We start from the raw sequence: 25,075 nt of genomic DNA, 5'->3' as shown, positions 1-25,075 counted from the left end.
CGTGGACTTCTTCCTCCAGCTGGTGGTGAACGGCGTCGTGGTCGGGTCGATCTACGCGCTGGTCGCGCTCGGCTTCGTCGTCATCTACAAGTCCTCCTCCATCCTCAACTTCGCGCAGGGCGAGTTCCTCATGCTCGGCGCGTACGTCTGCCTGGGCGTGATGGCCTCCTCGGCGCCGTTCTGGGCCGCGGCGCTGCTCACGCTGGCCTTCTCGGTCGTGCTCGGCCTCCTGCTCGAGCGCGTCGCGCTGCGGCCCATGATCGGCGAGCCGGTCATCTCGGTCATCATGCTGACCCTGGGCCTCTCCGCCGTGCTCCGGGCGGTGGTGCAGGGCATCTGGGGCACCGACACCCGGCCCTTCCCGCCCATCTTCCCCTCGGAGCCGGTGCACCTCGGCCCCTTCCCCGTCTCGCAGGGCTACCTGTGGAGCGTCGGCTCGGTCTCGGTGCTGCTGGTCGCGTTCGCGGTGTTCTTCAAGTACTCGCGCCCGGGCATCGCCATGCGCGCCACCGCCTTCTCGCAGCAGGTGGCGCTGTCGATGGGCATCTCGGTGCGGCACATCTTCGCGCTCTCCTGGAGCATCGCGGCGGTGGTCTCCGCCATCGGCGGCATCCTCCTCGGCGCGGTGCGCGGCGGCGTGGACGGCTCGCTGGCGGTGTTCGGGCTCAAGGTGGTCCCGGTCGTCATCCTGGGCGGCCTCGACAGCGTGCTCGGCGCCATCGTGGGCGGGATCTCCATCGGGATCCTGGAGAACCTGTCGGGCGGCTACCTCGACCCGGTCTTCGGCGGCGGGGTGAAGGAGGTGGCGCCCTTCGTGGCGCTGGTCCTCATCCTCATGGTGAAGCCGTACGGACTGTTCGGGAAGATCAAGATCGAGCGGGTCTGAGGGTTCCCCATGCGCTGCGGCGACTTCAAGACGAGCTACGCGGCCGACATGGCCATCTTCGAGACCCCCGTCTCGCGCTGGGTGACCGTCGCCTTCCTGGTGGCGCTCTTGACCGTCCCCGCGTTCGCCTCGAGCTACTGGCTCGACGTCCTCAACCGCATCGCCATCGCCGCCATCGCGGCGCTCGGCCTCAACATCCTCACCGGCTTCACCGGCCAGATCTCGCTCGGCAACGCCGCCTTCATGGCGGTCGGCGCCTACGCCACCGCCGCCCTGGCGGGCAAGGCGGGGCTGCCCTTCGCCATGACCATCCCGCTCTCGGGGCTGGTGGCGGCGGCGGCCGGGATGGTGTTCGGCATCCCGTCGCTCCGGCTCAAGGGCCTCTACCTGGCGATGGCCACCCTGGCCGCGCACTTCATCGTCGAGTTCACCGCCTCGCACTGGGACGGCATGACCGGCGGCGTGAACGGCATCTCGATCCCGCCCGCCAGCCTGGGGAGCTTCGAGCTCGGGGACGACGCGCGCCTCTTCTACCTGTTCATCCCGCTGGCCGCCTTCCTCACCCTGTTCGCCCGGAACCTCTTCCGGACGCGGGTGGGGAAGGCGTTCGTCGCCATCCGCGACCAGGACATCTCGGCCGAGGTCATGGGCGTGCGGGTCTTCCGCTACAAGCTGCTCGCCTTCGGCGTCTCGTCCTTCTACGTCGGCGTGGCGGGGTCGCTCACCGCCTACCAGGCGCGCATCATCAGCCCGGAGAACTTCCCCATCTCGCTCGCCATCGACCAGCTCGGGATGGTGATCATCGGCGGGCTGGGCAGCGTCCAGGGCGCGCTCTTCGGCGCCGCCTTCATGACGCTGCTGCCCGAGCTGCTCCGGCTCGCCACCGGCGCGCTCACCGGGGAGTTCCCGCACCTCACCACGCTCTTCGCACCGCTCCGGACGGGCCTGTTCGGGCTCGTCATCGTGCTGTTCCTGGTGTTCGAGCCGGACGGCCTGGCCGCCCGGTGGCGGCTCATCAAGACGTACTGGAAGCTGTACCCCTTCTCGTACTGACGGAGAACGACATGACGCGACGGCGGCTCCTCCCGATGCTCGCGCTGCTCCTCCTGCCCGCGGCCGGGCTCGCCCAGCAGGAGATCAAGGTGGGCGGCATCTTCGACCTCACCGGCGTCACGGCCGACGTCGGCAAGCCCTACGCCCAGGGCGTGCGCGACGGCGTGGCCTGGGTGAACGCGAACGGCGGGATCCACGGGAAGAAGATCCGGCTCATCGACTCGGACTACGGGTACAAGATCCCGGAGGCCAACGCGACCTACAAGCGGCTCACCGGGACCGACAAGGTCATCATGATCAACGGCTGGGGCACCGGGGACACCGAGGCGCTCAAGGACACGGTGGCGCGCGACCGGATGCCGTACTTCTCGGCCTCCTTCTCGGCGCACCTCACCGACCCGAAGAAGACGCCCTACAACTTCTTCGTCGGCGCCTCCTACTCCGACGTGCTCCGCTCCTGGCTGGCCTGGGTGAAGCAAGACTGGAAGGACAAGAGCCGGAACCCGAAGGTCGCCTTCTTCTACGGCGACAACGCCTACGGCAAGGCGCCCATCGAGGCGGGCCGCCGCTACTGCAAGGAGATCGGCGTCGACCTGGTGGCGGAGGAGATCCTGCCCGGCATCGTGCAGGACGCGACCTCGCAGCTCCTCGACATGAAGCAGAAGGGGGCGGACTACGGGTTCACCCAGGTGACGGTCACCAACTTCTCGGTGGTGCTGCGCGACGCGAAGAAGCTCGGCATGACCGCCAAGTGGGGCACGAACACCTGGGGCCTGGGCGAGAACCTCCTCGCGGTGGCGAAGGACGCGGCCGAGGGCGTGGTCGGCGCCATGCTGAACCCGCCCTTCGGCGAGAACGTGCCCGGCATGGCCAAGGTGGTCGAGTTCCACCAGAAGAACCACCCGAACGACACGCACGACACGAACTACGTGCGCGGCTGGTCCTACGCGCTGGTCTGGACGGAGGGGCTGAAGCGCGCCGACCAGGCCGGGAAGCTCACCGGCGAGGGCATCAAGGCGGCGCTCGAGACGCTCAAGGACTTCGAGGTGCAAGGCCTCGCCGCCCCGGTCACCTACACGCCCACCGACCACCGCCCGACCACGCGGGTGGACCTGTACCAGGTCCAGGGCGGGAAGCTGGTGCGGCTGAAGGAGGTCGAGCAGCCGCGCAAGGCCGAGTGGCTGGGAATTTGAGGGACCGGGAGAGGCCCCGATGCTGACCCTGAAGAACGTCGAGGTCGTCTACGACGACGTGATCCTGGTCCTGAAGGGCCTCTCCCTGCACGTGCCGCAGGGGAAGATCGTGGCGCTGCTCGGCTCGAACGGCGCCGGGAAGTCCACCACGCTCAAGGCCATCTCCGGCCTCCTCGCGGCCGAGGACGGCGAGGTGACCGACGGCGCCATCGAGCTCGACGGCCAGCGGATCGAGGAGCTCCCGCCGGAGGACGTGGTCCGGCGCGGCATCTTCCAGGTGATGGAGGGGCGCCGCGTCTTCGAGGATCTCACCGTGGACGAGAACCTCGTCATGGGCGGCTACACCCGGCGCGACCGCGCCGGGCTGCGCCGCGACCACGACCTCTGCTTCGACTACTTCCCGCGCCTCAAGGAGCGGCGGAAGCGGCTCGCCGGCTACCTCTCCGGCGGCGAGCAGCAGATGGTGGCCATCGGGCGGGCGCTCATGGCGCGCCCGCGCCTCATCCTCCTGGACGAGCCGTCGCTCGGCCTCGCCCCGCTGCTCGTCTCGGAGATCTTCCGGATCATCGCGCGCATCAACGCCGAGGAGAAGACCACCTTCCTCGTCGTGGAGCAGAACGCCCGCATCGCCCTGGCGGTGGCGCACCACGGCTACGTCATGGAGGGCGGCCGGATCGTGCTGGAGGGCGACCCGGACAAGCTGGCCGCGAACGAGGACGTGAAGGAGTTCTACCTGGGCGGCGGCGCCGGCGGCGAGCGGCGCAGCTTCAAGAACCTGAAGTCCTACCGGCGGCGAAAGCGGTGGATCTCGTGAAGCGCCATCCGGCTCACTTCACCCTCTCCCCCACCGGGGGAGAGGGCCGGGGAGAGGGGGCCGCACCATGAGCGCACCCAGGCTCCGCCCCTCCCGCATCCTCGACCCCGCGCTCGAGCAGCAGTCCCCCGCCGCGCGCGAGGCCTACCTCGCGGAGCGCCTCCGCGCCACGGTGGCCCACGCCGCCGCCGCCTCGCCCGCCTTCCAGCGCAGGCTGGCGGCGGCGAACCTCGCCGCCGGCGACCTCCGCGGCCCGGCCGACCTCGCGAGGCTCCCGCCGCTCCGCAAGGACGCGCTCCCGGGGCTCCAGGCCGGGGACCCGCCCTTCGGCGGCCTGCTCGCGGTCGCGCCCGGCGCGCTCGCCCGGGTGTTCATGTCGCCCGGACCCATCTACGACCCGGAGGGCGACGGCGCGGACTTCTGGCGCTTCCGCCACGCGCTCGCCGCCGCCGGCTTCCGGGCGGGCGAGATCGCCCACAACGCCGCCTCGTACCACCTCACGCCGCTCGGCTTCATGCTCGACGCGGCGGCGCGGGCGCTCGGCTGCGCCGTCATCCCCGCCGGCGTGGGGCAGACCGAGCTGCAGGTGAAGGTGGCGGCGCACCTGGGCGCCACCGCCTACCTCGGCACCCCGAGCTTCCTCTACGCGCTGCTCGGCAAGGCGCGTGAGCTGGGGACGCCGCTCCGCTTCGAGACCGCCTTCGTGCTGGCCGAGATGCTGCCGGAGTCCCTGCGCGCCGAGCTGGAGGGCGAGTTCGGGGTGCGGGTGCTGCAGGGCTACGGCACCGCCGACCTCGGCTGCCTCGCCTACGAGTGCCCGGAGAAGGGCGGCTGGCACCTTCACCCAGAGTGCCTGGTGGAGGTGCTCGACCTCGAGACCGGCCAGCCCGCCGCGCCGGGCCAGCCGGGCGAGGTGGTGGCCACGCTGTTCGACCCGGTGTACCCGCTCGTCCGGCTCGGCACCGGCGACCTGGCCGCGCTGGCGCCCGAGGCGCCGTGCCCGTGCGGCCGCACCGCCCCCAAGCTCGCGGGGCTGCTCGGCCGCCTCGGCGACGCGGTCAAGGTGAAGGGGATGTTCGTCCGCGGCGGCGAGCTCGCGGCCGCGCTGCAGAAGTTCCCCGAGGTGAAGCGCTTCCAGGCGGTGGTCACCCGCGAGCAGCACCAGGACCACCTCGCCTACGACGTGGAGCTCTCGGCCCCCGCCGGGGACGAGCCCGCCCTGGCGGCGCGCATCGGCGAGGCGCTGCGCGAGGCGGTCAAGGTGCGCGGCGAGGTGCGCTTCGTGCCGCCGGGCGCCATCCCCGAGGGCGCGAAGCGAGTGGACGACCGGCGGGTGTGGAAGTGACGCGCGAGGGGCGAGCGGAGGCTCAGTCCTCCCGGTACCGCCCGGGCGCGAGCCGCGCGGCCAGGAAGCCGGTCGCGGCCGCGGGATCGACGTCGGCCTGCACCAGCGCCGGCTCGTGGAGCGGCCCCGCCGCCACGCAGCGGCCCTCGGGCGACACCACGCTCGTCGCGCACTCCTGCACCGGCAGGGCGAAGTTGACGCTCGCGAACCAGACGTGGTTCTCGCCGGCGCGGCAGGCCATCGCCTTCTCGTAGAAGCTCTCGCCCCACCGCGGCGCGGCGGTGTCCCACGCGCCGGGCGCGCCGCAGAAGGTGGGGTGGAAGACGAGCTTGGCCCCGCGCGCGGCCCCCCAGCGCACGGTCTCCGGGTAGCGCCAGCCCTCGTGGCAGATGACGACGGCGAAGGGCACGCCGTCGAGGTGGAACAGGCGCCGGCTCGTCCCGGGCTCGAAGAGGGGCTCCTCGTCGGGCGGGAGCTGGTTCTTCGTCTGGTAGCCCTGGAGCGAGCCGTCGTCGGAGATCACGTACGCACCGTTCTGCCAGGCCGCCGCCCAGGGGCGCTCGGTGGGCAGGATCACGTGGATCCGGTGCGCCGCGGCGGCGTTGCGGACCTGCTCGAGGCCGAGGTCGTGCTCGTGCTCGGTGAGCGGCTCGATGGGGAAGCCGGTCCCGCGCATCCCCTTCAGGGTGCACTCCGGAAAGCACACCAGGCGGGCGCCGCCGGCGGCGGCCGCCGCCACGGCGCGCACGACCTCGGCGAGGCCTCCCTCGAAGGACGTCGGGTGCGGGACCTGCGCCAGGGCGATCTGCACGCGATTGCCATAACGCGCCGGGCGCGCTCAGTCGAACGGGATGGCGTGCACCCGCTCGCCGGGCCCCACCTCGAGCAGCGCCCGCGCCTCGGCCGGGAGGAGCGCCTCCTCCCCGCGGACGCGCAGGGCGGTGCGGACGGCGCGGAAGCGCACCTTCCCCTCCGGCCGCTCGACCGCCACCAGCCGCACCGGCGCGCGGGTGCGCGGGGAGAGGTCGCCCGCGGCCACCCGGAGCCGGCGGTGAGCGCGCACCACCGTGAGGTCCTCGACCCGCGCCTCGTAGTGCGGCCCGCCGTCGAACGGGTCGATCCGGTCCACGTACCGGAAGCCGAGCGCCTCGAGCATGTGCTTCACGCCCTGCGTGCCCGGGCCCACCGCGCCGAGCGCCTGCTGCACGCGGGGAGGGAAGAGCGTGGCGTAGATGTCGCCGGGCGGGAAGAGCTGCTGGATGAACTCCTTGTTCTCCCGGCTCTTCTTGTCCGCGTCCTGGTACTCGAGCCCGGTGAAGCGCTTGCCGCACGACTCCCAGAACGCGCTCCGGCCGTCGGGGAGCAGGGGCGGCATGAGCTCGGCCAGCACCTTCTCCCGGAACCGCTCGCGGTGCATGGCGAGGTAGAGGAAGCGCACGAAGGCGAGCTGCTTGCCCGGCTTCGCCGCGCCGCCGCGGTCGCGCGGGTGCACCACCAGGCCGCCGATCTCGGTGGGCCCGTCGAAGTGGTAGCCGATGGAGAGGACGCGGTGCCTGAAGTGGCGGTCGAGCGTGGAGGAGTAGTGCTCCCGCTCCGAGACGTCGAAGAACGTGCAGGGCGACTCGCGGGTGCCGTGCTGCGCGATGATCATCGAGGTGCCGACGAGCCGCCCCGAGCGCGGCTCCGCCAGCACGAAGACGTACGAGCGCTGCAGCGGGTCGCGGATCTTCCCGGCGAAGCTCCTGCGGCTGTGGTCGACGATGGAGGCGAGCGCGCGCTCGTCGTCCGGCAGGTTCACCGAGTCGAGCTCGGCCGCCAGCGCGCGGAGCGCCCCGAGGTCGGCCTTCTGCGCGTCGCGGAGGAGGAGCATGCGGTCGGGCCCGGGATCCCTGTAGCACGCGCCCCCGGGGGTGTCACCGCGCCGATCCACCTCCGGGCCGCGGCGCGTCCGGTTGCGGCGGCGCACGCGGCGTGCGATGCAAGCGGGCGCATGCGAGCGGTGGTGCAGCGCGTCTCCCGCGCCGAGGTGCGGGTCGAGGGCCGGGTGACCGGGGCGGTGGCCCGCGGGCTCCTCGTCCTCGTCGGCGTGGCGCAGGGCGACGGGGAGGACGCGGCGCGGCTCCTCGCCGACAAGGTGGCGGCGCTCCGCATCTTCGAGGACGATGCCGGCAAGATGAACCGCGCGGTGGCCGAGGTGGGCGGCGGCGTGCTGGTCGTGTCGCAGTTCACGCTCCTCGGCGACGCGCGCAAGGGGAACCGCCCCAGCTTCACCGCGGCGGCGCCGCCCGAGGCGGCCGACGCGCTGTACCAGCGCTTCTGCGCGCTCCTGCGGGAGAAGGGCCTGCCGGTCGCGACGGGCGTCTTCCGGGCCCAGATGGAGGTCGAGCTGGTGAACGACGGGCCGGTGACGCTGCTCCTCGACACGCAGAGGACGTTCTGACGGCGTCGGCGCGCGCCGCCCGCCACGGAGGACCGATGGAAGACTGCCTCTTCTGCAAGATCGCCGCGAAGCAGATGCCGGCGAAGATCGTCCACGAGGACGCGGACACGCTCGCCTTCGAGGACATCAACCCGCAGGCGCCGACGCACGTGCTCGTCATCCCGAAGAAGCACATCCCGACGCTCAACGACGTCGCGCCGGAGGACGCCGCCAGCATGGGCCACCTCTTCGCGACCGCCGCGCTGCTCGCCCGGCGGGGCGGCTTCGCCGAGCGGGGCTGGCGGGTGGTGGTGAACGTCAACCGCGACGCGCACCAGCTCGTGTTCCACGTGCACCTCCACCTCCTGGCGGGGCGCGCGTTCCACTGGCCGCCGGGCTGATCGACGGCTCCCCAGTTGGTGCGGACCCGTGGCGGGCCCTCGATCGACGCGCACGATCGGTATTAGGTGGCTGGCATGGGCTCGCTCGCCGGGCGATGGTCGAGGCGGCTGGTGGAGGTCGGGCCGTGGCTCGTGCTGCCGGCCGTCGCCATCGTCATCGCGGCGCGCTGGGACGCCTGGCCGCGCGTCTACCCGGTGCACTTCGGGCTGCGGGAGCCCGCGCGCCTGGTCGAGCGCTCGATGCGCTCGGTGGCGGCGCCGCTAGCCGTCGCGGCGGCGCTGCTCGCCTGGCTGGAGGCGGTGCGCGCGCACGTCCTCCGGTACGCCGACCCGACGCTCGACCGCGGCAGGACGCTGCGCCTCGTCGCCTCCGGGCTGCGCGCCGTGCAGTGGACGCTGGCGGTGATGAGCGGCGCGGTCGCGCTCCCCTCGGCCCACCCGGCCCTGGCCGCCGTCGCCTGGGGCGCCGCGCTCACGCTCGTCCCGCTCAGCCTGGCGGTGGGCGAGGCGCGCGGGGCCGCGCCGGCGCCGCGGGGCCGGCCGCCGCCGGGCGGGTGGCTCTACGTGCCGCGCGCCATCGGCTTCGGCCTCGCCATCGCGCGCGGCCACCCCGCCGCGCAGCGCGCGTGGCTGCTCCTCCTCGGCCCGCCGCTCGCGATCCTGGCGCTGGCGCGCCTCTTCCTCGCCTGAGGGGGACGAGGCCGCTGTTGAAGCAGCGGCCCGGGATGCCGTAGAGTCAAAAGTTCCCCATGGCGTCACCGCTCCCGCACCCGCTCGGCGTCGTCGGCCTCGGGCTCATGGGCGCGTCGCTGGCGCGCGCCGCCCGCGCCGCCGACCCGGGGCTGCGGGTGGTGGCGGTCGAGCCGCGGCCGGAGGTGCGGCGGGCGGCGCTCGAGGACGGCGTGGCCCAGGTCGCGCTGGCCGAGCCCGGGCCCGAGCTGGCGAGCTGCCCGGTGGTCGTGCTCTGCACGCCCATCGCGGCCATCGAGGCGCTGCTCGGGCCGCTCTCGCGGCTCGTCGGCGACGGCGCGGTCCTCACCGACGTCGGCGGCGCCAAGGAGCACCTCGCCGCGCGCGCGGCCGAGCAGGTGCGCCCGGGCGTCGCCTTCGTGGGCGCGCACCCCATGTTCGGCGGCCACGGCGGCTACGGCGGGGCGCGGGCCGACCTGTGGCGCGGGGGCCGCGTCGCCGTCTGCACCGACGGCGCGCCGGAGGCGGTGGAGCGGGTCGCCGCGCTGCACGCGGCGCTCGGCGCGGAGGTGATCCGCTGCCGCGCCGCCGAGCACGACGCCGCGGTGGCGATGGTCTCGCACCTGCCCTACCTGGTGGCGAGCGCGCTGGCGGTGGCGGCCGGCGAGGCGGGGCCGCTGGCGCTCCGGCTGGCCGGGCCGGGCCTCAAGGACACGACGCGCCTCGCGCAGTTCCCGTTCGACATCCAGGGCGAGGTCTCGCGGCGCAACGCGCGGCTGCCGGAGGCGGCCGAGCGGCTCTCGCGGCACCTCGGGCGCCTGCTCGCGGCGGTGGCCGACTCGCCCGAGGCGGCGCGCGCCGCGCTGGAGCAGGCGCGCGCCGCGCGCGAGGCGCTCTACCCGCCGCGCGGCGAGGGGGGGACGTGAAGGGCTCCATGATCTGCCGGCGGCGGGGACCGCTCCAGGGCGCGTTCGAGGTGCCGGGCGACAAGTCCGTGTCGCATCGCGCGCTCCTCTTCTCGGCCCTCGCCACCTCGCCGTCCAAGGTGCGCGGTCTGCTCGCGGCGGAGGACGTGGGCGCCACCCGCCGCGCCGTCGAGGCGCTCGGCGCGGTGGTGCGCGACGAGGGCGCCTTCGTGGTGGTCGAGCCCCCCGAGCGCCTCTCCGAGCCGCAGGACGTGGTCGACTGCGGCAACTCGGGCACCAGCCTGCGCCTGCTCTGCGGCGTGCTGGCGGCCGTGCCCGGCCTGTCGGTCCTCACCGGCGACGCCAGCCTCCGGCGGCGCCCGGTCCGCCGCGTGCTCGACCCGCTCCGGCGCATGGGCGCGGTGCTGCACGCGCGCGACGGCGACCGGCTGCCGCCGGTGGTGGTGCGCGGCGCGCCGCTGCGCGGGACGCGGCACGTGCTGGAGGTGGCGAGCGCGCAGGTGAAGAGCGCGCTGCTCCTCGCCGGCCTGTTCGCCGACGGCCCCACCACGGTGGAGGAGCCCCACCTCTCGCGCGATCACACCGAGCGCATGCTGCGCGGGATGGGCGTCTCGCTGGCGGTGGACGGCCTCGCGGTGACGGTCACGCCGGGGCGCCCGCGCGGCGGCACGGTGGAGGTGCCGGGCGACATCTCCTCGGCCGCGTTCCTCCTCTGCGCGGCGGCGGCGCTCCCCGGCTCGCGCGTCACCGCGCGCAACGTGGGCCTCAACCCCTCGCGCACCGGCCTCCTCGACGTGCTCCAGGCCATGGGCGCGCGGGTGCGGATCGAGCCCCGGGCCGACGAGGGCGAGCCGCGCGGCGACGTGACCGTCGAGGCGGCGCCGCTCTCGGGCACGGTCATCGAGGGCGCGCTCGTGCCGCGCCTCATCGACGAGCTGCCGGTGGTCATGGTGATGGCGACCCAGGCGCGCGGCCGCACCGTCATCCGCGACGCGCGCGAGCTCCGGGTGAAGGAGTCGGACCGGCTCGCGTCCATGGGCGAGGCGCTCGCCGCCGCGGGCGCCAAGGTGGAGCTGTTCGAGGACGGCTGCGCCATCGATGGGCCGACGCCGCTCGGGCCGGTCGCGGTCCGCACCCGCCTCGACCACCGGGTGGCCATGAGCATGGCGGTGGCGCAGCTCTTCGCGGACGGCGGCGAGGTCCACCTCGACGACGTCGCCTGCGTCGCCACCAGCTTCCCCTCCTTCTTCGACGTGCTCGACCGGCTGTGCGGGGGCGGGCGGTGATCTCCGGCCGCACCCAGCTCTACGGCGTGCTCGGCCACCCGGTCGGCCACAGCCTCTCGCCGGCCATGCACAACGCCGCCTTCGAGGCGCTCGGCCTCGACGCGGCCTACGTCGCCTTGCCGGTCGCCCCCGAGCGGCTCCCGGAGGCGCTCGCCGGCGCGCACGCGCTCGGCTTCCGCGGCCTCAACGTCACCGTGCCCCACAAGCAGCGCGCGGCGGAGCTGTGCGGCGCGCTCGACGAGGTCTCCCGGCTGTGCGGGGCGGTGAACACGCTCCGGCGCGCCGCCGAGGGGTGGGAGGGCTTCAACACCGACGCGCCCGCCTGCCGCGACCTGGCGCAGGCGGCGGGCGCCGGCCCGGGCCAGCGGGCGGTGGTGCTGGGGGCGGGCGGCGCCGCGCTGGCGGGCGCCTGGGCGCTCCTCGCGCTCGGCCTCGAGGTGAAGCTCGCCGCGCGCCGGCCGGCGGCGGCGGCCGGGGCGGCGGCGCGGCTCCGGGCCGCGTTCCCCGCCGGGCCGGCGGTGGGCGCGGTGCCCTGGGAGGCGGCCGGCGGCGAGGCGGCGCGCGCCGAGGTCCTGCTCCAGGCCACCTCGGTCGGCCTCGCCGGGGCCGCGCCCGGCGCGCTCCCGGCCTCGCCTCGCCCGGGCCAGCTCGCCATCGAGTTCGTCTACGGCGACACCGCCTTCGCCCGGGCCGCCCGGGCGGCGGGGACGGCGCTCGTCACCGGCGAGGCGCTCCTGCTGCGGCAGGGCGCGCTCGCCTTCACCCTCTTCACCGGCCGGGCCGCCCCGGAGCCGGTCATGGCGCGCGCCCTCGGCGCCGCCCCGCGAGCCCCATGAGCCTCCGCTACCTCACCGCAGGTGAATCCCACGGCCCCGCCCTGTGCGCCATCGCCGAGGGGTTCCCGGCCGGCCTCCAGGTCGACTTCGGCGCCGTGAACGACGAGCTGGCGCGCCGGCAGCGCGGCTACGGCCGCGGCGGCCGCCAGCAGATCGAGCGCGACGAGGCGCAGTTCCTCTCCGGCCTGCGCGGCGGCGAGACGCTCGGCTCGCCCATCGCGGTGGTGGTGTGGAACAAGGACCACCAGAGCTGGAAGGAGCTCGTCTCGCCCTACGCGCGCGGCGGGCGCAAGTTCACCCAGGTGCGCCCCGGTCACGCCGACCTGCCCGGCGCGCTCAAGTACGGCTTCGACGACGCGCGCGACGCCCTCGAGCGCGCCAGCGCCCGCAGCACGGCCGCGACCGTGGCGCTGGGCGCCCTGGCGCGGCAGCTCCTCCTGCGCTTCGGCGTGCGGGTGTCGAGCCGGGTCACCGCCATCGGCGAGCGCGAGCGCAAGGTCGGGCTGCCGCCGGACGCGGCGGCGCGGGCGGCCATCCTCGCCTCGGACCTCGGCGTGGACGACGAGGCGGTGGCGGCCGAGTGGCGCGCCCTCATCGACGCGGAGAAGGCGCGCGGCGGCTCCATCGGCGGCGCCTTCGAGGTCTACGCCGAGGGGCTCCCCACCGGGCTCGGCAGCTACGTGCACCCGGACCGCCGGCTCGACGCGCGCCTCGCCGGCGCGCTCTGCGGCATCCCCGCCATCCGCGCCGCCGAGATCGGCGAGGGGACGCGGGTCGAGCTGCGCGGCGACGCCTTCCACGACGCCATCCACCACGACGCGGCGCGCGGCTTCTACCGCGACACCAACCGCGCCGGGGGCCTCGAGGCCGGGGTGACGAACGGCGCGCCGCTGGTGGTGCGCGGCTACATGAAGCCCATCCCCACCATGACGAAGGGGCTCGCCACGGTGGACCTGGCGAGCCGCCAGGCGACCACCGCCAAGTACGAGCGGAGCGACGTGTGCGCGGTCCCGGCCGCGGCGGTGGTCGGCGAGGCGGTGGTGGCGTGGACGCTGGCCGACGCGCTGCTGGAGAAGTTCGGCGGGGACCGGGTGGGCGACATCGAGCAGGCGATCGAGGCCTATGCCGCGCGCGTCCGCTGACGCCCGGCCGGTGGCCCTCACCGGGATGATGGCGGCCGGGAAGTCCACCGTGGCGGCGCACCTGGGCCGGCTCCTCCGCCGCCCGGTGGTCTCCACCGACGCCGAGGTGGAGCGCCGCGCCGGCAAGCCCATCGCCCGCATCTTCGCCGAGGAGGGCGAGCCGGCGTTCCGCGCGCTGGAGCGCGAGGTGCTGGCGGGCCTCGCGGGCCCGGCGGTGGTGGACCTCGGCGGCGGCGCCTTCTGCGACGCCGAGACGCAGGCGCGGCTGCTCGAGACGGCGACGGTGGTCTTCCTCGACGTGTCGGCGGCCGAGGCGGCCCGGCGGCTGGGCGGCGGCGAGGGCCGGCCGCTCGCGAAGCGCTGGGAAGAGCTCCTCGCGGCCCGCCTGCCGCTCTACCGGCGGGCGCACCACACGCTGCGGGTGGACGGGCTCGCCGCGGAGGCGGTGGCGCGGCGCATCGCCGAGCTCCTGGCCGCGGCCCCCTCGGCTGGCTCGTCGGCCTCGGAGGTGGAGCGGGAGGCCGGTGGGGCCGGAGAGGACTCGCCGTGAAGCCGGCCCTGGTCCTCGACGCACGGCAGGAGGGGCACGCCTGCGAGGTGCGGGTCGGCGGCGGCGTGCCGGCCCGGCTCGCGGAGCTGGCGGCCGGGCACGACCGGGTGGCGCTCGTCACCTGCGCCCGGGTCCGCCGCACGCCGTTCGCCCGCCGGGCGGAGCGGGCGCTCGCGGGGAGCGGCAAGCTCGCGCTGGCGCACGTGCTGCCCGACGGCGAGCGGGGCAAGACGCTCGCCGAGCTGGAGCGGGCGGCGACGCGGCTCCTCCGCGCCGGCGCGACCCGCCGCACGCTGGTGGTGGCGCTGGGCGGCGGGGCGGTCACCGACGCCGCCGGCTTCCTCGCCGCCACCTTCATGCGCGGCGTGCCGTGGGTCGCGGTGCCGACCACCCTGCTCGCCATGGTGGACGCCGCGCTGGGCGGCAAGACCGCCGTGAACCTGCCCCTGGCCAAGAACGCGGTGGGCGCCTTCCACCCGCCGCGGGCGGTGCTGGCCGATCCGGTGGCGCTCGCGACGCTGCCCGCGCGCGAGCTGGCGAGCGGCATGGGCGAGGTGGTGAAGTACGCCGCGCTCGACCCGGCGCTCCTGCCCGAGGTGCGCGCGGCCGCCCGCGCCGGCCGGGCCGGCCAGGCGCTCGTCGCGGCCTGCGCCCGCTACAAGCTCCAGGTGGTGGCGCGCGACCCGCGCGAGCAGGCCGAGCGCAAGCTCCTCAACCTGGGCCACACCTTCGGCCACGGGGTGGAGGCGGCGGGCGGCTTCTCGCGCTACACCCACGGCGAGGCGGTGGCGGTGGGGCTCGCCTTCGCCTTCCGGCTGGCGCGCGCGATGGGCCGCGTCGACGCGGCGGCGGTGGCGGAGGTCGGGGACCTGCTCGACCGCGCCGGCCTGCCGCGGCGGGTGCCACCCACCGTCGCCCGCCGCGCGGCCCGCCTCATGAGCTATGACAAGAAGCGGACGGCGGCCGGGCTGCGCTGGGTCCTGCCGCGCGCCCGCGGCAACGCGTGGGTGGTGGAGTGGGACGTCGCCGCGCCGGACGGCGCGGTGGCGGCGGCGGTCGCTGAGATCGGAGAGGCGCCATGATCCTGCTCGTGAACGGCCCCAACCTGAACCTGCTCGGCGAGCGCGAGCCGGAGATCTACGGGAGCGACACGCTCGACGACGTGGAGCGCTCGGTGCGCGAGACCTGCGCCGGCTACGGACTGGAGGTCGCCGCGTTCCAGTCGAACTCCGAGGGCGCCATCCTCGACTTCCTGCAGGAGCACCGGCGCGAGGCGCAGGGCGTCATCCTCAACCCCGGCGCGCTCACGCACACGAGCCGCGCGCTCCCCGACTGCCTGCGCGCGCTGCCCTGCCCGACCATCGAGGTGCACATCTCCAACATCCACGCCCGGGAGCCGTGGCGGCACGAGAGCTTCGTGGCGCCGGCCGCGGCGGGGCAGATCGTCGGGCTGGGGGTGGCGGGCTACCACTACGCCGCCCTGCACCTGTGCGCGCTCCTGGCGGCGCACGCCGCGCGCAAGCCGGCCGCCCGCCACGCGCCGACGGCGCCCCCCGGGGCGGCGGCGGGCGGCGAGCCGGAGCTCGAGCCGGCCGAGGCGGTGCCGGTCGACGCGAACGCCCGGGGCGACTACGAGCCGTAGCGCCGCCCCTGGGCGCCGCGGCGGGGGCGGCCCGTGCCGCGCGTCGCCGTCCTGATGCCCGCGCGCGACGCGGCCGGCACCGTCCGGGCCGCGGCGCGCTCCATCCTGCGCCAGACGGAGCGCGATCTCGCCCTGGTGGCGGTGGACGACGGCTCCACCGACGGCACCGCCGAGGTGCTGGCCCGGCTGGCAGAGGGCGACCCGCGGGTCGTCCTGGTGCGCGGCCCGGGCGAGGGGATCGCCGGGGCGCTGCAGCGCGGGCTCGTGCGCTGCGACGCCGAGGTGGTCGCCCGCATGGACGCCGACGACCTGGCCCATCCCCGGCGGCTCGCGCTGCAGCGCGCGGCGCTGGAGGCGGACCGGGCGCTCTGGGCGGTGGGCGCCCAGGTGCGCGCCTTCCCGCGGCGCGCCGTGCGGGACGGCATGCGGCGCTACGTCGGCTGGCTGAACGGCCTCGTCACGCCCGCGCTCGTCGCGCGGGACCTGCTGGTCGAGGCGCCGCTCGTGCACCCGGCGGCGGCCCTCCGCCGGGACGCGCTGGAGCGCCTGGGAGGCTGGCGCGACGGCGCCTTCCCGGAGGACTACGACCTGTGGCTGCGCCTCGCCGCGGCCGGCGGGCGGATGACGAACCTGCCCGCCCCGCTGCTCCTCTGGCGGGAGCGGCCGGAGCGCGCCACCCGGGTGGACGGGCGCTACGCGCGCGCGCGGCACGTGGCCCTGAAGTGCGCCCACCTCGCCGCCGAGGTGCTGCGCGGCCGGCGCGAGGTGGCGGTGTGGGGCGCGGGCGAGACCGGGAAGGCGTTCTCGGACGCGCTCGCCGCGGAGGGCGTGCGGGTGGCGCTGTTCCTGGAGGTGGACCCGCGCAAGGTGGGCCGCACGGTGCGCGGCGCGCCGGTGTTCGGCCACGCCGAGGCCTCCCGCGCGCGCGGGCTCCCCCTGCTGGTCGCGGTCGGCGCGCCCGGCGCGCGCCCGCTCATCCGCGCGGAGCTGGAGCAGCAGGGGTTCCGGGAGCTGAGGGACTTCTGGTGCGTGAGCTGAAGAGGAGGCGCTGCGCGGGGCGAGGGAGAAAGAGAAACCCGGTGGGGCGCCTCCCAAAGGGAGCGGACCCCGCCCCGGGGGATGCCTACCCTGAGCGCACACGCCAACACGCCCCAGGGGAGCACCGATGGCCAACTCCGCCGGCTACCACGAGCCGTTCGAAAGCCTCTCGCCCAAGACCCGCGATCTGCACCGCGCGTACACCTCGCTGCAGGAGGAGCTGGAGGCGGTCGACTGGTACCAGCAGCGCATCGACGTCATCGCGGACGCGGAGCTGAAGAGCATCCTCGAGCACAACCGCGACGAGGAGAAGGAGCACGCGGCGATGATCCTGGAGTGGATCCGCCGCAACGACCCCGCCTTCGCCCGGCAGCTCGACCGCAAGCTCGAGAAGCCGGGACCCATCGCCGAGGAGGAGGAGAAGGAGGAGGCCTCGGGCGAGCTCGAGCCGGGCGACCGCGGCAAGCGCAAGTGAAGGCTCGGGGCGGCGCGCGCTCGCCCGGAGCGACACGCCGCCGCCTGCCCGGGCGGCCCCGTCAGTAGAGGCCGTCGAGCCCGGCCAGGACCGAGATCCCGCCCAGCGTGTCGGTCGCGCTGGTGGCGACGCCGAGCCGCCCCATGGCGGAGAGCCGCAGGCGCAGCCACGCGGCGAGGTCCCGGGTGGCGCTCGCGACGAAGCCGACGGTGGTGGTGTCGGACAGCGGCGGCGGGCGCGCGTCCATGTACAAGGACGCGCGCAGGAGCAGGCGCGCGCCGAGGAGGGCGTCGCCCTCGCCCTGCACCCAGACGCTCCGCCCGCCCGCCCAGCCGCGCTCCTCCAGCCAGCCGGCCGAGGCGGACCCGTACCGGCCGAAGAGGTGCGGCAGCGCCAGCTCCGGGCCGGCGTACTTGCGGTCGAGCCCGCTCGAGAGGTCGCGGGCGTAGCCGGCGATGGCGCGCAGGGTGAGGTGGCGCGAGGCGTCCCACGAGGCGGTGAGGTCGGCGTGCCGCGCCGGGCCGGGGAAGAGCGCCGGCGAGGCGGCGTCCGGGGTGAAGAGGCCGACGTACCGGAAGCTGGCGGTGAGCCAGAGCGGCTCGGCCAGCCGGCCCGACAGGTCCACCCGCGCCGCGTCGAGCGCTGCGGGGGCGTTGCGGTCGCCGCCGAAGCCGAGCCGCGCCTGCCCCGAGAGGTCGAGCGCGCGCCACAGCCAGCCGTGGCCGAGCGCCTCGGTCTCGAGGCGCGTGCCGAGCTCGGGCGAGCGCACCATGGCGACGCGCCCCTCGGCGCGCACGAGCACCGCGTCGGTCGCGTGCTCGAGGGCGCCGTACGCGCCGGCGGTGGCGCGGCTCGTGCCGAGGCCGGTGGTGACGGCGTCCGGCACCGCCCCGCCGAACACGCCCAGCTCCCCGAGGCGCCCGCGCCAGCCGAGCTGCGCGCCGTCGAAGACGGTCGAGCCGGGGGCGGCCCAGGGCAGGATCCGCCCCACCGACAAGGCGTACGCACGGTCCGGCTCGCGGGTGGTGAGCTGCAGCTCGCGCACCTCCAGGTAGGCCGCGTCGCCCGGGCGGAAGCGCTCGGACGGCGACGAGGCGGTGGCGCGGTAGACGCCGCTCGCGTCGAGGAAGAGGCGCAGGCCGGCGCCGACCTCCGCCCCGTACACGCGCGCCTCCAGCCGGTCCTGCGACAGGCCCGGACCGCCCGAGCTGAAGGAGCTGAGGTGGAGGAAGCTCACCTCGACCCGCTGCGGGCCCCGCGCCGTCTCGAGCCGCGGCGGCGCCACGTACTCCACCCGGGCGACCGGAGCGGCCTCGAGCGCGGCGCGGCGGCGGGACACCTCGGCCGGCGCCAGCGGGGGCGGAGGCGCCGCCTGCGTGCGCGAGACGGCGGCGGCCGGGGGCGGCGCGGCGAGCGCGAAGGTGTCGCCGGCGCGCAGGTCCTGCCCGGCGCAGGTGGCGCCGCGGTCCGAGACGGCCTCGACGGTGCAGCGGCCGGCCGGGCGACCCTTGCGCTCGAGCCGCAGCTCGCGGCCCGGGGCGAGGCCGTCCTTCGCGCCGGCGTCGAGGTAGGCGCGGCGCGCGGTCACGGAGAGCACGGTCCCGAGGCCGGCCGCCCGCGCGTGCAGCTTCACCGGCTTCACCGCCACCGGGCCGGCCGCCTTCGGCTGCGCGAGCGCGGGAAACGGCCGCGCCGGCGCCTTGGCCGCGCGCCGGGGCGGCGGCGCGTCCGCGGCCTCCTGGGCGCGGGCGGGCGCGCCGGCCGCGAGCGCCGCGGCGGCGAGGAGGAGGGCCAGCCAGCGCGCGCGGACCGTCACCCTCCACCCCCGCCGCTGTTGTTGGTGTGGCAGTCGAGGCAGGTGAAGGTCTTGAAGTCCTGCCCCCACGGCTTCACGCCGCTCGCCGGGCGCATCGTCTGATGGCAGGCGAGGCAGAAGGGGCGGTGGTGATCCGACACCATCGAGGTGCCGCTCGCCGACGGGTGCTGCGAGAGGTGGTAGCCGCCGTCGGCGTGGCAGGCCATGCAGGCGGCGAGTACGTACTGGTAGTTCGCGAAGGTCTTGTTGCTGAGGCGGCCGGTGGCCGAGCCGGGCACCGCCGCGTGCGTCGTCGCCATGTCCGTCTTCGCGTGGCAGCCGAGGCACTGGAGGTCCGCGAGCGCCTTGGTCGCGCCGTGGCACTGCGAGCAGGCGATCGCCGCGTGCGGGGTCCCGGTCACCGGGAAGAGCTCGGCGTCGTGGTTCGACGGCAGGCCGCCGCGCCCGTCCTTGTGACAGCCGTAGCAGGAGGGCGAGTCGTAGCTGTAGCCGGTCACGCCGGTGTGGGCCGCGTTGGTGGTGGTGGGGTCGTGGGTGTGGCAGGTGATGCACTGCAGGTCCGCCACCGCCCGCGTCGCGCCGTGGCAGTCGGCGCAGGCGAGGTTCTGGTGGGGCGCGCCGGCGGCGATGGGGAAGAAGGTGTGGTCGAACTGGGGCGTCTTCCCGTCCTTGTGGCAGCCGATGCAGGAGGCGTCGTCGTAGCCGAAGCCCCCCACGCCGGCGTGCATCGGCGTCACGTCCGCCTGCGCGTGGCAGTGCAGGCAGTCGACGCCGCCGTCCGCCAGCGCGAAGGAGGGCTTCGCCGGGTCGTGGCAGTCGGCGCAGGCGAGCGCCTGGTGCGAGCCCGTCACGACGAACTTGGAGGCGTGGGAGAAGGTCGCGCCGGACGAGCCGCCAGGGAGGCCGCAGGCGCCGGCGAGCGCCAGCGCGGTGCCGGCGCCCAGGGCGCCGAGCGCGAGCGGGAAGGAGAGGCGCGCGCTCATGGTCCGATCCTCCCGCCGCGGCGCAGGGCGGCGCTCCCGCCCCCGCGCAGCGCGCTCGTCCCGGCGTTGCCGCCCGGGTGGCACTGGTAGCACTTCGCGTCGAAGCAGCCGAAGCCGGCCACCTGCGGGTGGCGGCCGCAGTCGTGGCACTTCTGGCAGTGCGCGGTCCCCGTGTTGCACTGACCGTTGAGGTTGATCGGGCCGGTGAAGCTGGTGTGGCAGTCGAGGCACCGGATCCCGGCGTGGCGGCCGGAGGCGATGGGGAAGCACGCCTCGTGCTGCGCGAAGAAGGCGCCCGCGAAGCGCCAGGGCTGGTGGCACTGCTGGCAGGTGGTGGGGAAGCCGGCCGCGCGGTGGTCGATGGCGGTGACGGCGGTCCGGTCGTAGTCGCGCTGGTGGCAGGCGAGGCACTGCGGCGTGGGCCGGCTGAAGCCGCGGTCGCGCCGGTCGCCGTGGCACTCCTGGCAGGGGATGAAGGCGTGGCGCCCCACCAGCGGGAAGTTCCCGCGCCGGTGCGCGTCGGCGTCGAAGCGCGTCTTCCAGTCGGTCTCCTCGTGGCAGCCGGCGCAGCGCGCGCCGAGGCGGCCCTGGTGCACGTCGCGGTGGCACGACCCGCAGTCGCGGCCCAGCGCGCGGGTGAAGCTCTCGGCGTGGCACGCCTTGCAGCTCGCGCGCCGGTGCGCGCCGGCGAGCGGGAAGCCGGTCCGCTCGTGCGCGAAGGCCACCTCCTGCCAGCCGTCGGTGGTGTGGCACTTCTCGCAGTGGGTGTCGTCCGGGTGGGGCGGGCGCGGGCGCAGGTCGGGCGCCGCGGCCAGCGCCAGCGCGAGGAGGAGCGGAGTCATCGGCTGAACCTCGTCGGCTCGAAGCCGCGGAAGGCGCCCTGGTGGAAGTCGGCGTGGCACGCCTCGCAGGCGCGCGGCAGCCCGCGGTAGCGCCGCGCGAGCGTCCCCGGCGCGACCTGCACCGCGGGGTGGCACTTGGCGCAGGCGACCTTCAGGTGCTTCCCGGTGAGCGCGTAGTCGGTGAAGGGCGGCTGGTGCTGGAAGCGCGTCTTCTTCCAGTCGTCGGCGCCGTGGCAGCGGGCGCAGTCGGTCGGCCCGCCCTCCTTCGGCGCGAGCTGGCCGAGGTGGGCGTCCTGGTGGCAGCCGGCGCAGGCGACCGCGAGGGGCTTGTAGCGGACCGCCGCGCCGGACGGCCCGGGCTCCGGCCGGTGGCAGGCGGCGCAGGGCGCGGAGGCGTGCTTCCCGGCGAGCGCGAAGCGGCTCTCCCGCTGGTGGTCGAACCGCACCCGGTGGAAGGAGTCCACCGCGTGGCAGGCGGCGCACCCCTGCGGGCGCACGAGCTGCCCCTGGTGCGGGTCGGCGTGGCAGGTCTCGCAGCGGGCGAGGTCGCCCGCCAGCGCGTACACGGCCAGGGAGACGCGCGCCGGGCGGCCGCGGCGCGCCAGCTCGGCCCGGGTCGCCTCCGGCAGCCGGTCGGCGAGCCGCGGCTCCTGCGGGTGGCAGGCGGCGCAGGCCACCACCCGGTGCGCGCCGGCGAGCGGGTAGCGCGTCTTCTCGTGCTCCTCCAGGCCGAACTTGACCGGCTGGAAGCCGCGCACCTCGTGGCACCGGTCGCAGCGGCCGGCCGCCGGCCCCTGGCGCGCCAGCTGCCCGGCGTGCGCGTCGGCGTGGCAGTCGGTGCAGGCGCCGAAGGCGAGCGGCTTGAAGCGGGCCGGCTCGCCGCGGAACGGCCCGTGGCAAGCCACGCACGCGACGGTCTGGTGCGCGCCCTCGAGCGGGTAGCGCGTCTTCTGGTGGAAGGCGCGCTCGGCGCCCGCGCCGGAGACGATGCGGCGCCAGTCCTCGGTGGTGTGGCACCGGGCGCAGTCCTGGCCGAAGCGCCCCTCGTGCGCGTCCTTGTGGCAGTCGAGGCAGCTCGCGTGCGCGAGCGGGCGGTAGCGCGCGAAGGCGTCGGGGTGGACCGGGGCGGTGAGCGCTCCCGGCTCGGCGGCGGGGGCGGCGGCGGGCGCGTGGCACTTCGCGCAGGCGACGCGGGCGTGCTTCCCGGTGAGCGGGTAGCTGGTGCGGGCGTGCTCGAAGCCCGGGGCGGGCTTCCAGCCGCCGTCGCGGTGGCAGCGCGCGCAGTCGGCGCCGAGCTGGCCGCGGTGCTCGTCGAAGTGGCAGCTGGCGCAGGCGGTGAGGGCGGGCGCGCCGAGGTAGGTCTTGCGGCGCGGCTGCTCGGCGAGGAGCTTCCTCACGGCGGAGTCCTGCACCAGGCGGGGATCGTGGCACCGGTCGCACGCGACCGCCTGGTGCTTGCCCCCGAGCTGCGCGCCCGTGCGGGCGTGATCGAACCGCCGCGCGCCGCCCGGGCCCCACTCGACCAGCGCCGCGTCCCGGCCCTGGTGCTCGTGGTGGCAGGCCCAGCAGTCGCGCTCCTTGGGCGCGAGCCGGCCGTGGAAACCCTGCCCGGCCTGCACCCGGGGCGCCAGCTCGCGGTGGCACTCGAGGCAGTGCGCCTGCGAGAGCTGCTCGCCGCGGGGGTGGCACTTGGTGCAGTTCTGGAGGCCCGACAGCGCGGCGTGGGCGCGCGAGAGGTCGCCGGGGGAGAAGACGTCGGCGGCCCGCGCGGCCGGCGCGGCGAGGAGGAGCGCGGCGAGGGCGAGCGGGAGGGAGCGCATCAGCGGAGGAGCCCGAGGCCGTAGCCGAGGTAGAGGGAGAGGCCGATGTGGGCGGCGATGGCGAGCACCAGGAACACCGCCAGCGAGGCGTGGAAGACGCGCCAGCCGCCGAGGAGCCGCTTCAGCGAGCGGTAGAAGCCGATCTGGACCGTGAGCCGCCGGAGCCGCAGGTAGGCGTCGTGGACCACCTGGTAGGTCTCGCGGGCGGGGAAGAGGCGCCGCACGCGCAGGAGGTCGGCGCGGGTGGCGAGGGAGAGGAAGGGCAGCTCGACGAGGAGGAGCAGCAGCGAGCCGCGGGCGGCCGGGACGGTGGCGCGGTCGAAGAGGCGCCGGATGCGCTCGGGATCGCGGGCGCGCCCCATGAGCGGCTCGATCTCGTCCCGGAGCCGGACGAAGGCGCCCTGCAGCTCCTCCAGCTCGAGCGCCTTGCCGCCGGACGAGGGCACGAGCCCGTAGATGTACCGGCCGACGATGCCCGTCAGGACCACCACCGCCAGCGACGAGGCGGTGCCGGTGGCGAGCAGGTTCTTCGACTGGAACGCCGCGTGGAAGGCGATCACGAGCGGGCTCATGAAGCCGACGAAGACGTGGAAGTGCAGCCAGGAGCGGATGTGCCCCCAGCGCGTCATGAAGGCGAAGCGCTTGCGCGCCGCGTAGAGGAAGTTCGACAGCATGAACAGGGTCGCGCCGATGCCGACCCCGTGGCCCCACGGCCCGGCCGAGCGCATCGAGCGGTGCAGCGGGGAGAGGCGCCGGTCGGGCGCGGCGAGCGGGTAGTAGTGGCGGCCCTTCCAGGCCAGGAACGCGAGGAGGAGCGCCCCCGCGGCGGCGAAGGCGAGCGCCAGCCGGTGCTCGAAGCGGCGCTGCGCGCGGTCCTTCTCCAGCGCCCCCGCGAGGAGCCGCTCGCGCGCGCCCGCCGGGCCGTGCCGGTGCGCGCCGGGCGCCTCGCCGAAGTAGCGGCGCATCTGCACCCCGCACTGCTGGAGCAGCTCGAGCGGCAGCTCGCCGCCGACGTTCACCACCACGTGGTCGTTGGGGAGCCGCTGCTCGGCCCCTCCGACGGAGAGGACCACCTCGCGCGGCGCGACGCGCCGCACCTCGGACGCGAGGAGGAGCGCGAGCCGGCCCGCTGCGGCTGCCGCCTCCACCTCTCGGCGGTTCGCCTCGCGGCAGCGGGCGAGCGCCGCGCCGCGGTAGGAGAGCGTCACCTCGGTGCCGGGCTCGCCGGCGAGCGCCAGCGCCGCCTCCAGCGCCGCGTCGCCGCCGCCCACCACCAGCACCTTGGCGCCGCGGTACTGCTCGGGGTCGGTGAGCCCGTACACCACCTTCTCGAGCTCCTCCCCCGGCACGCCGAGGCGGCGGGGCGTGCCGCGCCGGCCGACCGCCAGCACGACCTTGCGGGCGCGCACCCGGCCGTGCCCGGCGGTCAGCACCTCGAACGCGCCGTCGGCGCCTTCGAGGCCCACCACCTTGACGCCCTCCTCGACGCGGAGCTGCCCCTTCGCCGCCATCTTCTCGAAGCTGTGGAGCAGCTCCTCCTTGGAGATGCGGCGCTTCCCGAACCGCCCGTAGAACGGCAGCTCGACCGTCTCGCTCATCACCACCTTCTGCCGCGGGTAGTGCGCCACCGCGCCGCCGAGGGTGGACTGCTCCAGGACGCGGAAGTCGAGGCCGGCGTGCCGGAGGCCGAGCGCGGTGGCGAGGCCGGCCGGGCCAGCGCCGACGATGGCGACGTCCACGACCCCCTCGCCGCCCGGGCCGGGGCGGCGCGCCAGCGCCTCCGCGAGGTACTCCGCGCACTCGAGCCCCTGCCGGATGGCGTTCTTGATGAGGCCCATGCCGCCCAGCTCGCCCACGACGTGGACGCCGGGGCGGGAGGACTCGAACGCGGCGTCCACCTCCGGCAGGTCCACGCCGCGCCGCGCGGTGCCGAAGACGAGCTGGATGGCCCCCACCGGGCACTCGGCGGCGCAGCGCCCGTGGCCGACGCAGTGGTCGGCGTGGACGAGGTGGGCGGCGCCGCCGACGATGCCGAGGATGTCGCCCTCGGGGCAGCTCTTCAGGCAGGAGAGGCTGCCGATGCAGATGTCCGGGTCGATGACCGGGTGCAGCGAGCGCGGCAGGTCGCGCTGGCGCGCGGTGAGCTCCGCCAGCGCCCGCGCGTCGGCCCGCGCCCGCAGCGCGCGCCGGCCCACCATGCCGGCCGCGAAGGTCGCGGCGACGCCGATCGAGGTGGCGACGATGGAGGCGGTGCCGAGATCCATGTTCCTCGCGGGCGAGCTGCGCCGATGGGGAAGGGACCCGAACTTGGCCGGAGGAGCCACCGGCCAGATGGGGCGCCGTTCGGGTTCCCCCTCCCATCCCAGGAACCTCCTGTCCGGATCAGGGTTACCCGTTGCTTCGGGGACAGCGCGCCGCCCCCGTTCCGGGTAATCTGAGATCCCAGGAAGGTTCCACCTCGTGCTCGAACGTTCTCGCAGGGAGCCCGCCTGATGATGTCCGCCGCCACGCCGCTCTCCAGCGGCCCGCGCGTCACCCCCTCGACCTGTCACGTCCTCGTCGTCGACGACGACCGCGACATCCGCGAGACGCTCCAGGAGATCCTGGAGAGCGAGGGCTACGAGGTGAACACGGCGCGCAACGGGGCCGACGGCCTCGCCCGCGCGCGCGAGCTTCGGCCGGCGCTCATCCTGCTCGACCTCTTCATGCCGGTGATGGACGGGGCCGAGTTCCGCCAGCAGCAGCTCAGCGATCCGGAGCTGGCGCGGATCCCGGTGGTGATCGTCTCGGCGGCGGCCGGCCTCGAGGAGCGGATCGCGGCGCTCGGCGTCGCGGCGCACCTGGAGAAGCCGCTCGACCTCGACGAGCTGTTCGAGGTGGTGGGCCGCTACTGCCGGTGAGCGCGCCCGTGGTAGGAC

General features: G+C 75.6%; 25 protein-coding genes. 18 read left to right on the top strand and 7 right to left on the bottom strand.

Features of this window, described 5'->3' with window-relative positions:
* Position 1: 1 nt before the first annotated feature.
* The 5 genes from HWY08_RS16715 (at position 2) to HWY08_RS16695 (ending at position 5,291) form a co-directional block, all read left to right on the top strand.
* A complete protein-coding gene (locus HWY08_RS16715) occupies positions 2-886 on the top strand; it encodes a branched-chain amino acid ABC transporter permease (RefSeq protein ID WP_176067287.1) in 885 nt (294 codons plus the stop codon).
* A gap of 9 nt (positions 887-895) precedes the next feature.
* Positions 896-1,939 carry a branched-chain amino acid ABC transporter permease gene (locus HWY08_RS16710; protein ID WP_176067285.1) on the top strand — a complete coding sequence of 348 codons (1,044 nt, stop codon included), beginning with the start codon at positions 896-898 and terminating at the stop codon, positions 1,937-1,939.
* An 11-nt stretch (positions 1,940-1,950) separates the two neighbouring features.
* Positions 1,951-3,132, top strand: a complete 1,182-nt coding sequence (locus HWY08_RS16705; protein ID WP_176067283.1) for an ABC transporter substrate-binding protein — start codon at positions 1,951-1,953, stop codon at positions 3,130-3,132.
* 19 nt (positions 3,133-3,151) lie between these two features.
* Positions 3,152-3,946, top strand: a complete 795-nt coding sequence (locus tag HWY08_RS16700) for an ABC transporter ATP-binding protein (protein WP_176067281.1) — start codon at positions 3,152-3,154, stop codon at positions 3,944-3,946.
* 67 nt (positions 3,947-4,013) lie between these two features.
* Positions 4,014-5,291, top strand: coding sequence for a phenylacetate--CoA ligase family protein (locus HWY08_RS16695; RefSeq protein ID WP_176067279.1), 1,278 nt, complete (start codon positions 4,014-4,016; stop codon positions 5,289-5,291).
* Positions 5,292-5,313: 22 nt separating this feature from the next.
* On the opposite strand, the gene HWY08_RS16690 is transcribed toward HWY08_RS16695, so the two are convergent.
* Complete coding sequence (locus HWY08_RS16690) at positions 5,314-6,102, bottom strand: carbon-nitrogen hydrolase family protein (RefSeq protein WP_176067277.1); 789 nt, start codon at positions 6,100-6,102, stop codon at positions 5,314-5,316.
* A gap of 27 nt (positions 6,103-6,129) precedes the next feature.
* Positions 6,130-7,161: an arginine N-succinyltransferase gene (locus HWY08_RS16685; RefSeq protein WP_176067275.1), complete on the bottom strand. Its 1,032-nt coding sequence runs from the start codon at positions 7,159-7,161 to the stop codon at positions 6,130-6,132.
* Positions 7,162-7,281: 120 nt separating this feature from the next.
* Between HWY08_RS16685 and dtd the strand changes: the two genes are divergently transcribed.
* The 12 genes from dtd to HWY08_RS16625 all read left to right on the top strand — a co-directional run bounded on the left by dtd (position 7,282) and on the right by HWY08_RS16625 (position 16,696).
* Positions 7,282-7,731 (top strand): D-aminoacyl-tRNA deacylase, encoded by a 450-nt coding sequence (gene dtd / locus HWY08_RS16680; protein WP_176067273.1) that lies wholly within the window; start codon positions 7,282-7,284, stop codon positions 7,729-7,731.
* A gap of 35 nt (positions 7,732-7,766) precedes the next feature.
* A complete protein-coding gene (locus HWY08_RS16675) occupies positions 7,767-8,111 on the top strand; it encodes a histidine triad nucleotide-binding protein (RefSeq protein WP_176067271.1) in 345 nt (114 codons plus the stop codon).
* 75 nt (positions 8,112-8,186) lie between these two features.
* Positions 8,187-8,801, top strand: a complete 615-nt coding sequence (locus tag HWY08_RS16670) for a hypothetical protein (RefSeq protein ID WP_176067269.1) — start codon at positions 8,187-8,189, stop codon at positions 8,799-8,801.
* Positions 8,802-8,860: 59 nt separating this feature from the next.
* On the top strand, positions 8,861-9,727 hold the full coding sequence (locus tag HWY08_RS16665; protein WP_176067267.1) for a prephenate dehydrogenase: 867 nt from the start codon (positions 8,861-8,863) through the stop codon (positions 9,725-9,727).
* A gap of 8 nt (positions 9,728-9,735) precedes the next feature.
* Positions 9,736-11,013 carry a 3-phosphoshikimate 1-carboxyvinyltransferase gene (gene aroA / locus HWY08_RS16660; protein ID WP_176067550.1) on the top strand — a complete coding sequence of 426 codons (1,278 nt, stop codon included), beginning with the start codon at positions 9,736-9,738 and terminating at the stop codon, positions 11,011-11,013.
* Positions 11,010-11,849, top strand: a complete 840-nt coding sequence (locus tag HWY08_RS16655; RefSeq protein WP_176067265.1) for a shikimate dehydrogenase (NADP+) — start codon at positions 11,010-11,012, stop codon at positions 11,847-11,849. Before aroA ends, HWY08_RS16655 begins: the two co-directional genes overlap by 4 nt.
* Positions 11,846-12,991: a chorismate synthase gene (gene aroC, locus HWY08_RS16650; RefSeq protein ID WP_176067263.1), complete on the top strand. Its 1,146-nt coding sequence runs from the start codon at positions 11,846-11,848 to the stop codon at positions 12,989-12,991. The genes HWY08_RS16655 and aroC overlap by 4 nt, the downstream gene beginning before the upstream one ends.
* The gene (locus HWY08_RS16645) at positions 12,972-13,541 is read left to right on the top strand and encodes a shikimate kinase (RefSeq protein ID WP_176067261.1); all 570 of its coding nucleotides are present in this window, start codon (positions 12,972-12,974) and stop codon (positions 13,539-13,541) included. Before aroC ends, HWY08_RS16645 begins: the two co-directional genes overlap by 20 nt.
* The gene (locus HWY08_RS16640) at positions 13,538-14,623 is read left to right on the top strand and encodes a 3-dehydroquinate synthase (protein WP_176067259.1); all 1,086 of its coding nucleotides are present in this window, start codon (positions 13,538-13,540) and stop codon (positions 14,621-14,623) included. Before HWY08_RS16645 ends, HWY08_RS16640 begins: the two co-directional genes overlap by 4 nt.
* On the top strand, positions 14,620-15,183 hold the full coding sequence (gene aroQ, locus HWY08_RS16635) for a type II 3-dehydroquinate dehydratase (RefSeq protein ID WP_176067257.1): 564 nt from the start codon (positions 14,620-14,622) through the stop codon (positions 15,181-15,183). The genes HWY08_RS16640 and aroQ overlap by 4 nt, the downstream gene beginning before the upstream one ends.
* 33 nt (positions 15,184-15,216) lie before the next feature.
* The gene (locus HWY08_RS16630; RefSeq protein ID WP_176067255.1) at positions 15,217-16,221 is read left to right on the top strand and encodes a glycosyltransferase; all 1,005 of its coding nucleotides are present in this window, start codon (positions 15,217-15,219) and stop codon (positions 16,219-16,221) included.
* Positions 16,222-16,348: 127 nt separating this feature from the next.
* Positions 16,349-16,696 carry an encapsulin-associated ferritin-like protein gene (locus HWY08_RS16625; protein WP_176067252.1) on the top strand — a complete coding sequence of 116 codons (348 nt, stop codon included), beginning with the start codon at positions 16,349-16,351 and terminating at the stop codon, positions 16,694-16,696.
* A gap of 61 nt (positions 16,697-16,757) precedes the next feature.
* Here the strand turns inward: HWY08_RS16625 and HWY08_RS16620 are convergent, their stop codons facing one another.
* The 5 genes from HWY08_RS16620 to HWY08_RS16600 are packed head-to-tail and all read right to left on the bottom strand — an operon-like array spanning position 16,758 to position 24,421.
* Positions 16,758-18,512, bottom strand: a complete 1,755-nt coding sequence (locus tag HWY08_RS16620) for a hypothetical protein (protein ID WP_176067250.1) — start codon at positions 18,510-18,512, stop codon at positions 16,758-16,760.
* Positions 18,509-19,495, bottom strand: coding sequence for a hypothetical protein (locus HWY08_RS16615; RefSeq protein ID WP_176067248.1), 987 nt, complete (start codon positions 19,493-19,495; stop codon positions 18,509-18,511). Before HWY08_RS16615 ends, HWY08_RS16620 begins: the two co-directional genes overlap by 4 nt.
* Positions 19,492-20,337 (bottom strand): cytochrome c3 family protein, encoded by an 846-nt coding sequence (locus HWY08_RS16610; RefSeq protein WP_176067246.1) that lies wholly within the window; start codon positions 20,335-20,337, stop codon positions 19,492-19,494. Before HWY08_RS16610 ends, HWY08_RS16615 begins: the two co-directional genes overlap by 4 nt.
* Complete coding sequence (locus HWY08_RS16605) at positions 20,334-22,157, bottom strand: cytochrome c3 family protein (RefSeq protein WP_176067244.1); 1,824 nt, start codon at positions 22,155-22,157, stop codon at positions 20,334-20,336. The genes HWY08_RS16610 and HWY08_RS16605 overlap by 4 nt, the downstream gene beginning before the upstream one ends.
* Positions 22,157-24,421 carry an NAD(P)-binding domain-containing protein gene (locus tag HWY08_RS16600; RefSeq protein WP_176067241.1) on the bottom strand — a complete coding sequence of 755 codons (2,265 nt, stop codon included), beginning with the start codon at positions 24,419-24,421 and terminating at the stop codon, positions 22,157-22,159. The genes HWY08_RS16605 and HWY08_RS16600 overlap by 1 nt, the downstream gene beginning before the upstream one ends.
* Before the next feature lie 228 nt (positions 24,422-24,649).
* Here HWY08_RS16600 and HWY08_RS16595 point away from each other — a divergent pair, with 228 nt between their 5' ends.
* A complete protein-coding gene (locus tag HWY08_RS16595; RefSeq protein ID WP_235969675.1) occupies positions 24,650-25,057 on the top strand; it encodes a response regulator in 408 nt (135 codons plus the stop codon).
* Positions 25,058-25,075: the final 18 nt, after the last annotated feature.

It is taken from the genome of Anaeromyxobacter diazotrophicus (assembly GCF_013340205.1).
GTDB classification, from domain to species: domain Bacteria; phylum Myxococcota; class Myxococcia; order Myxococcales; family Anaeromyxobacteraceae; genus Anaeromyxobacter_A; species Anaeromyxobacter_A diazotrophicus.
The sequence above is the reverse complement of the archived record's forward strand: the minus strand, read 5'-3'. Positions and strand labels throughout refer to the sequence as shown.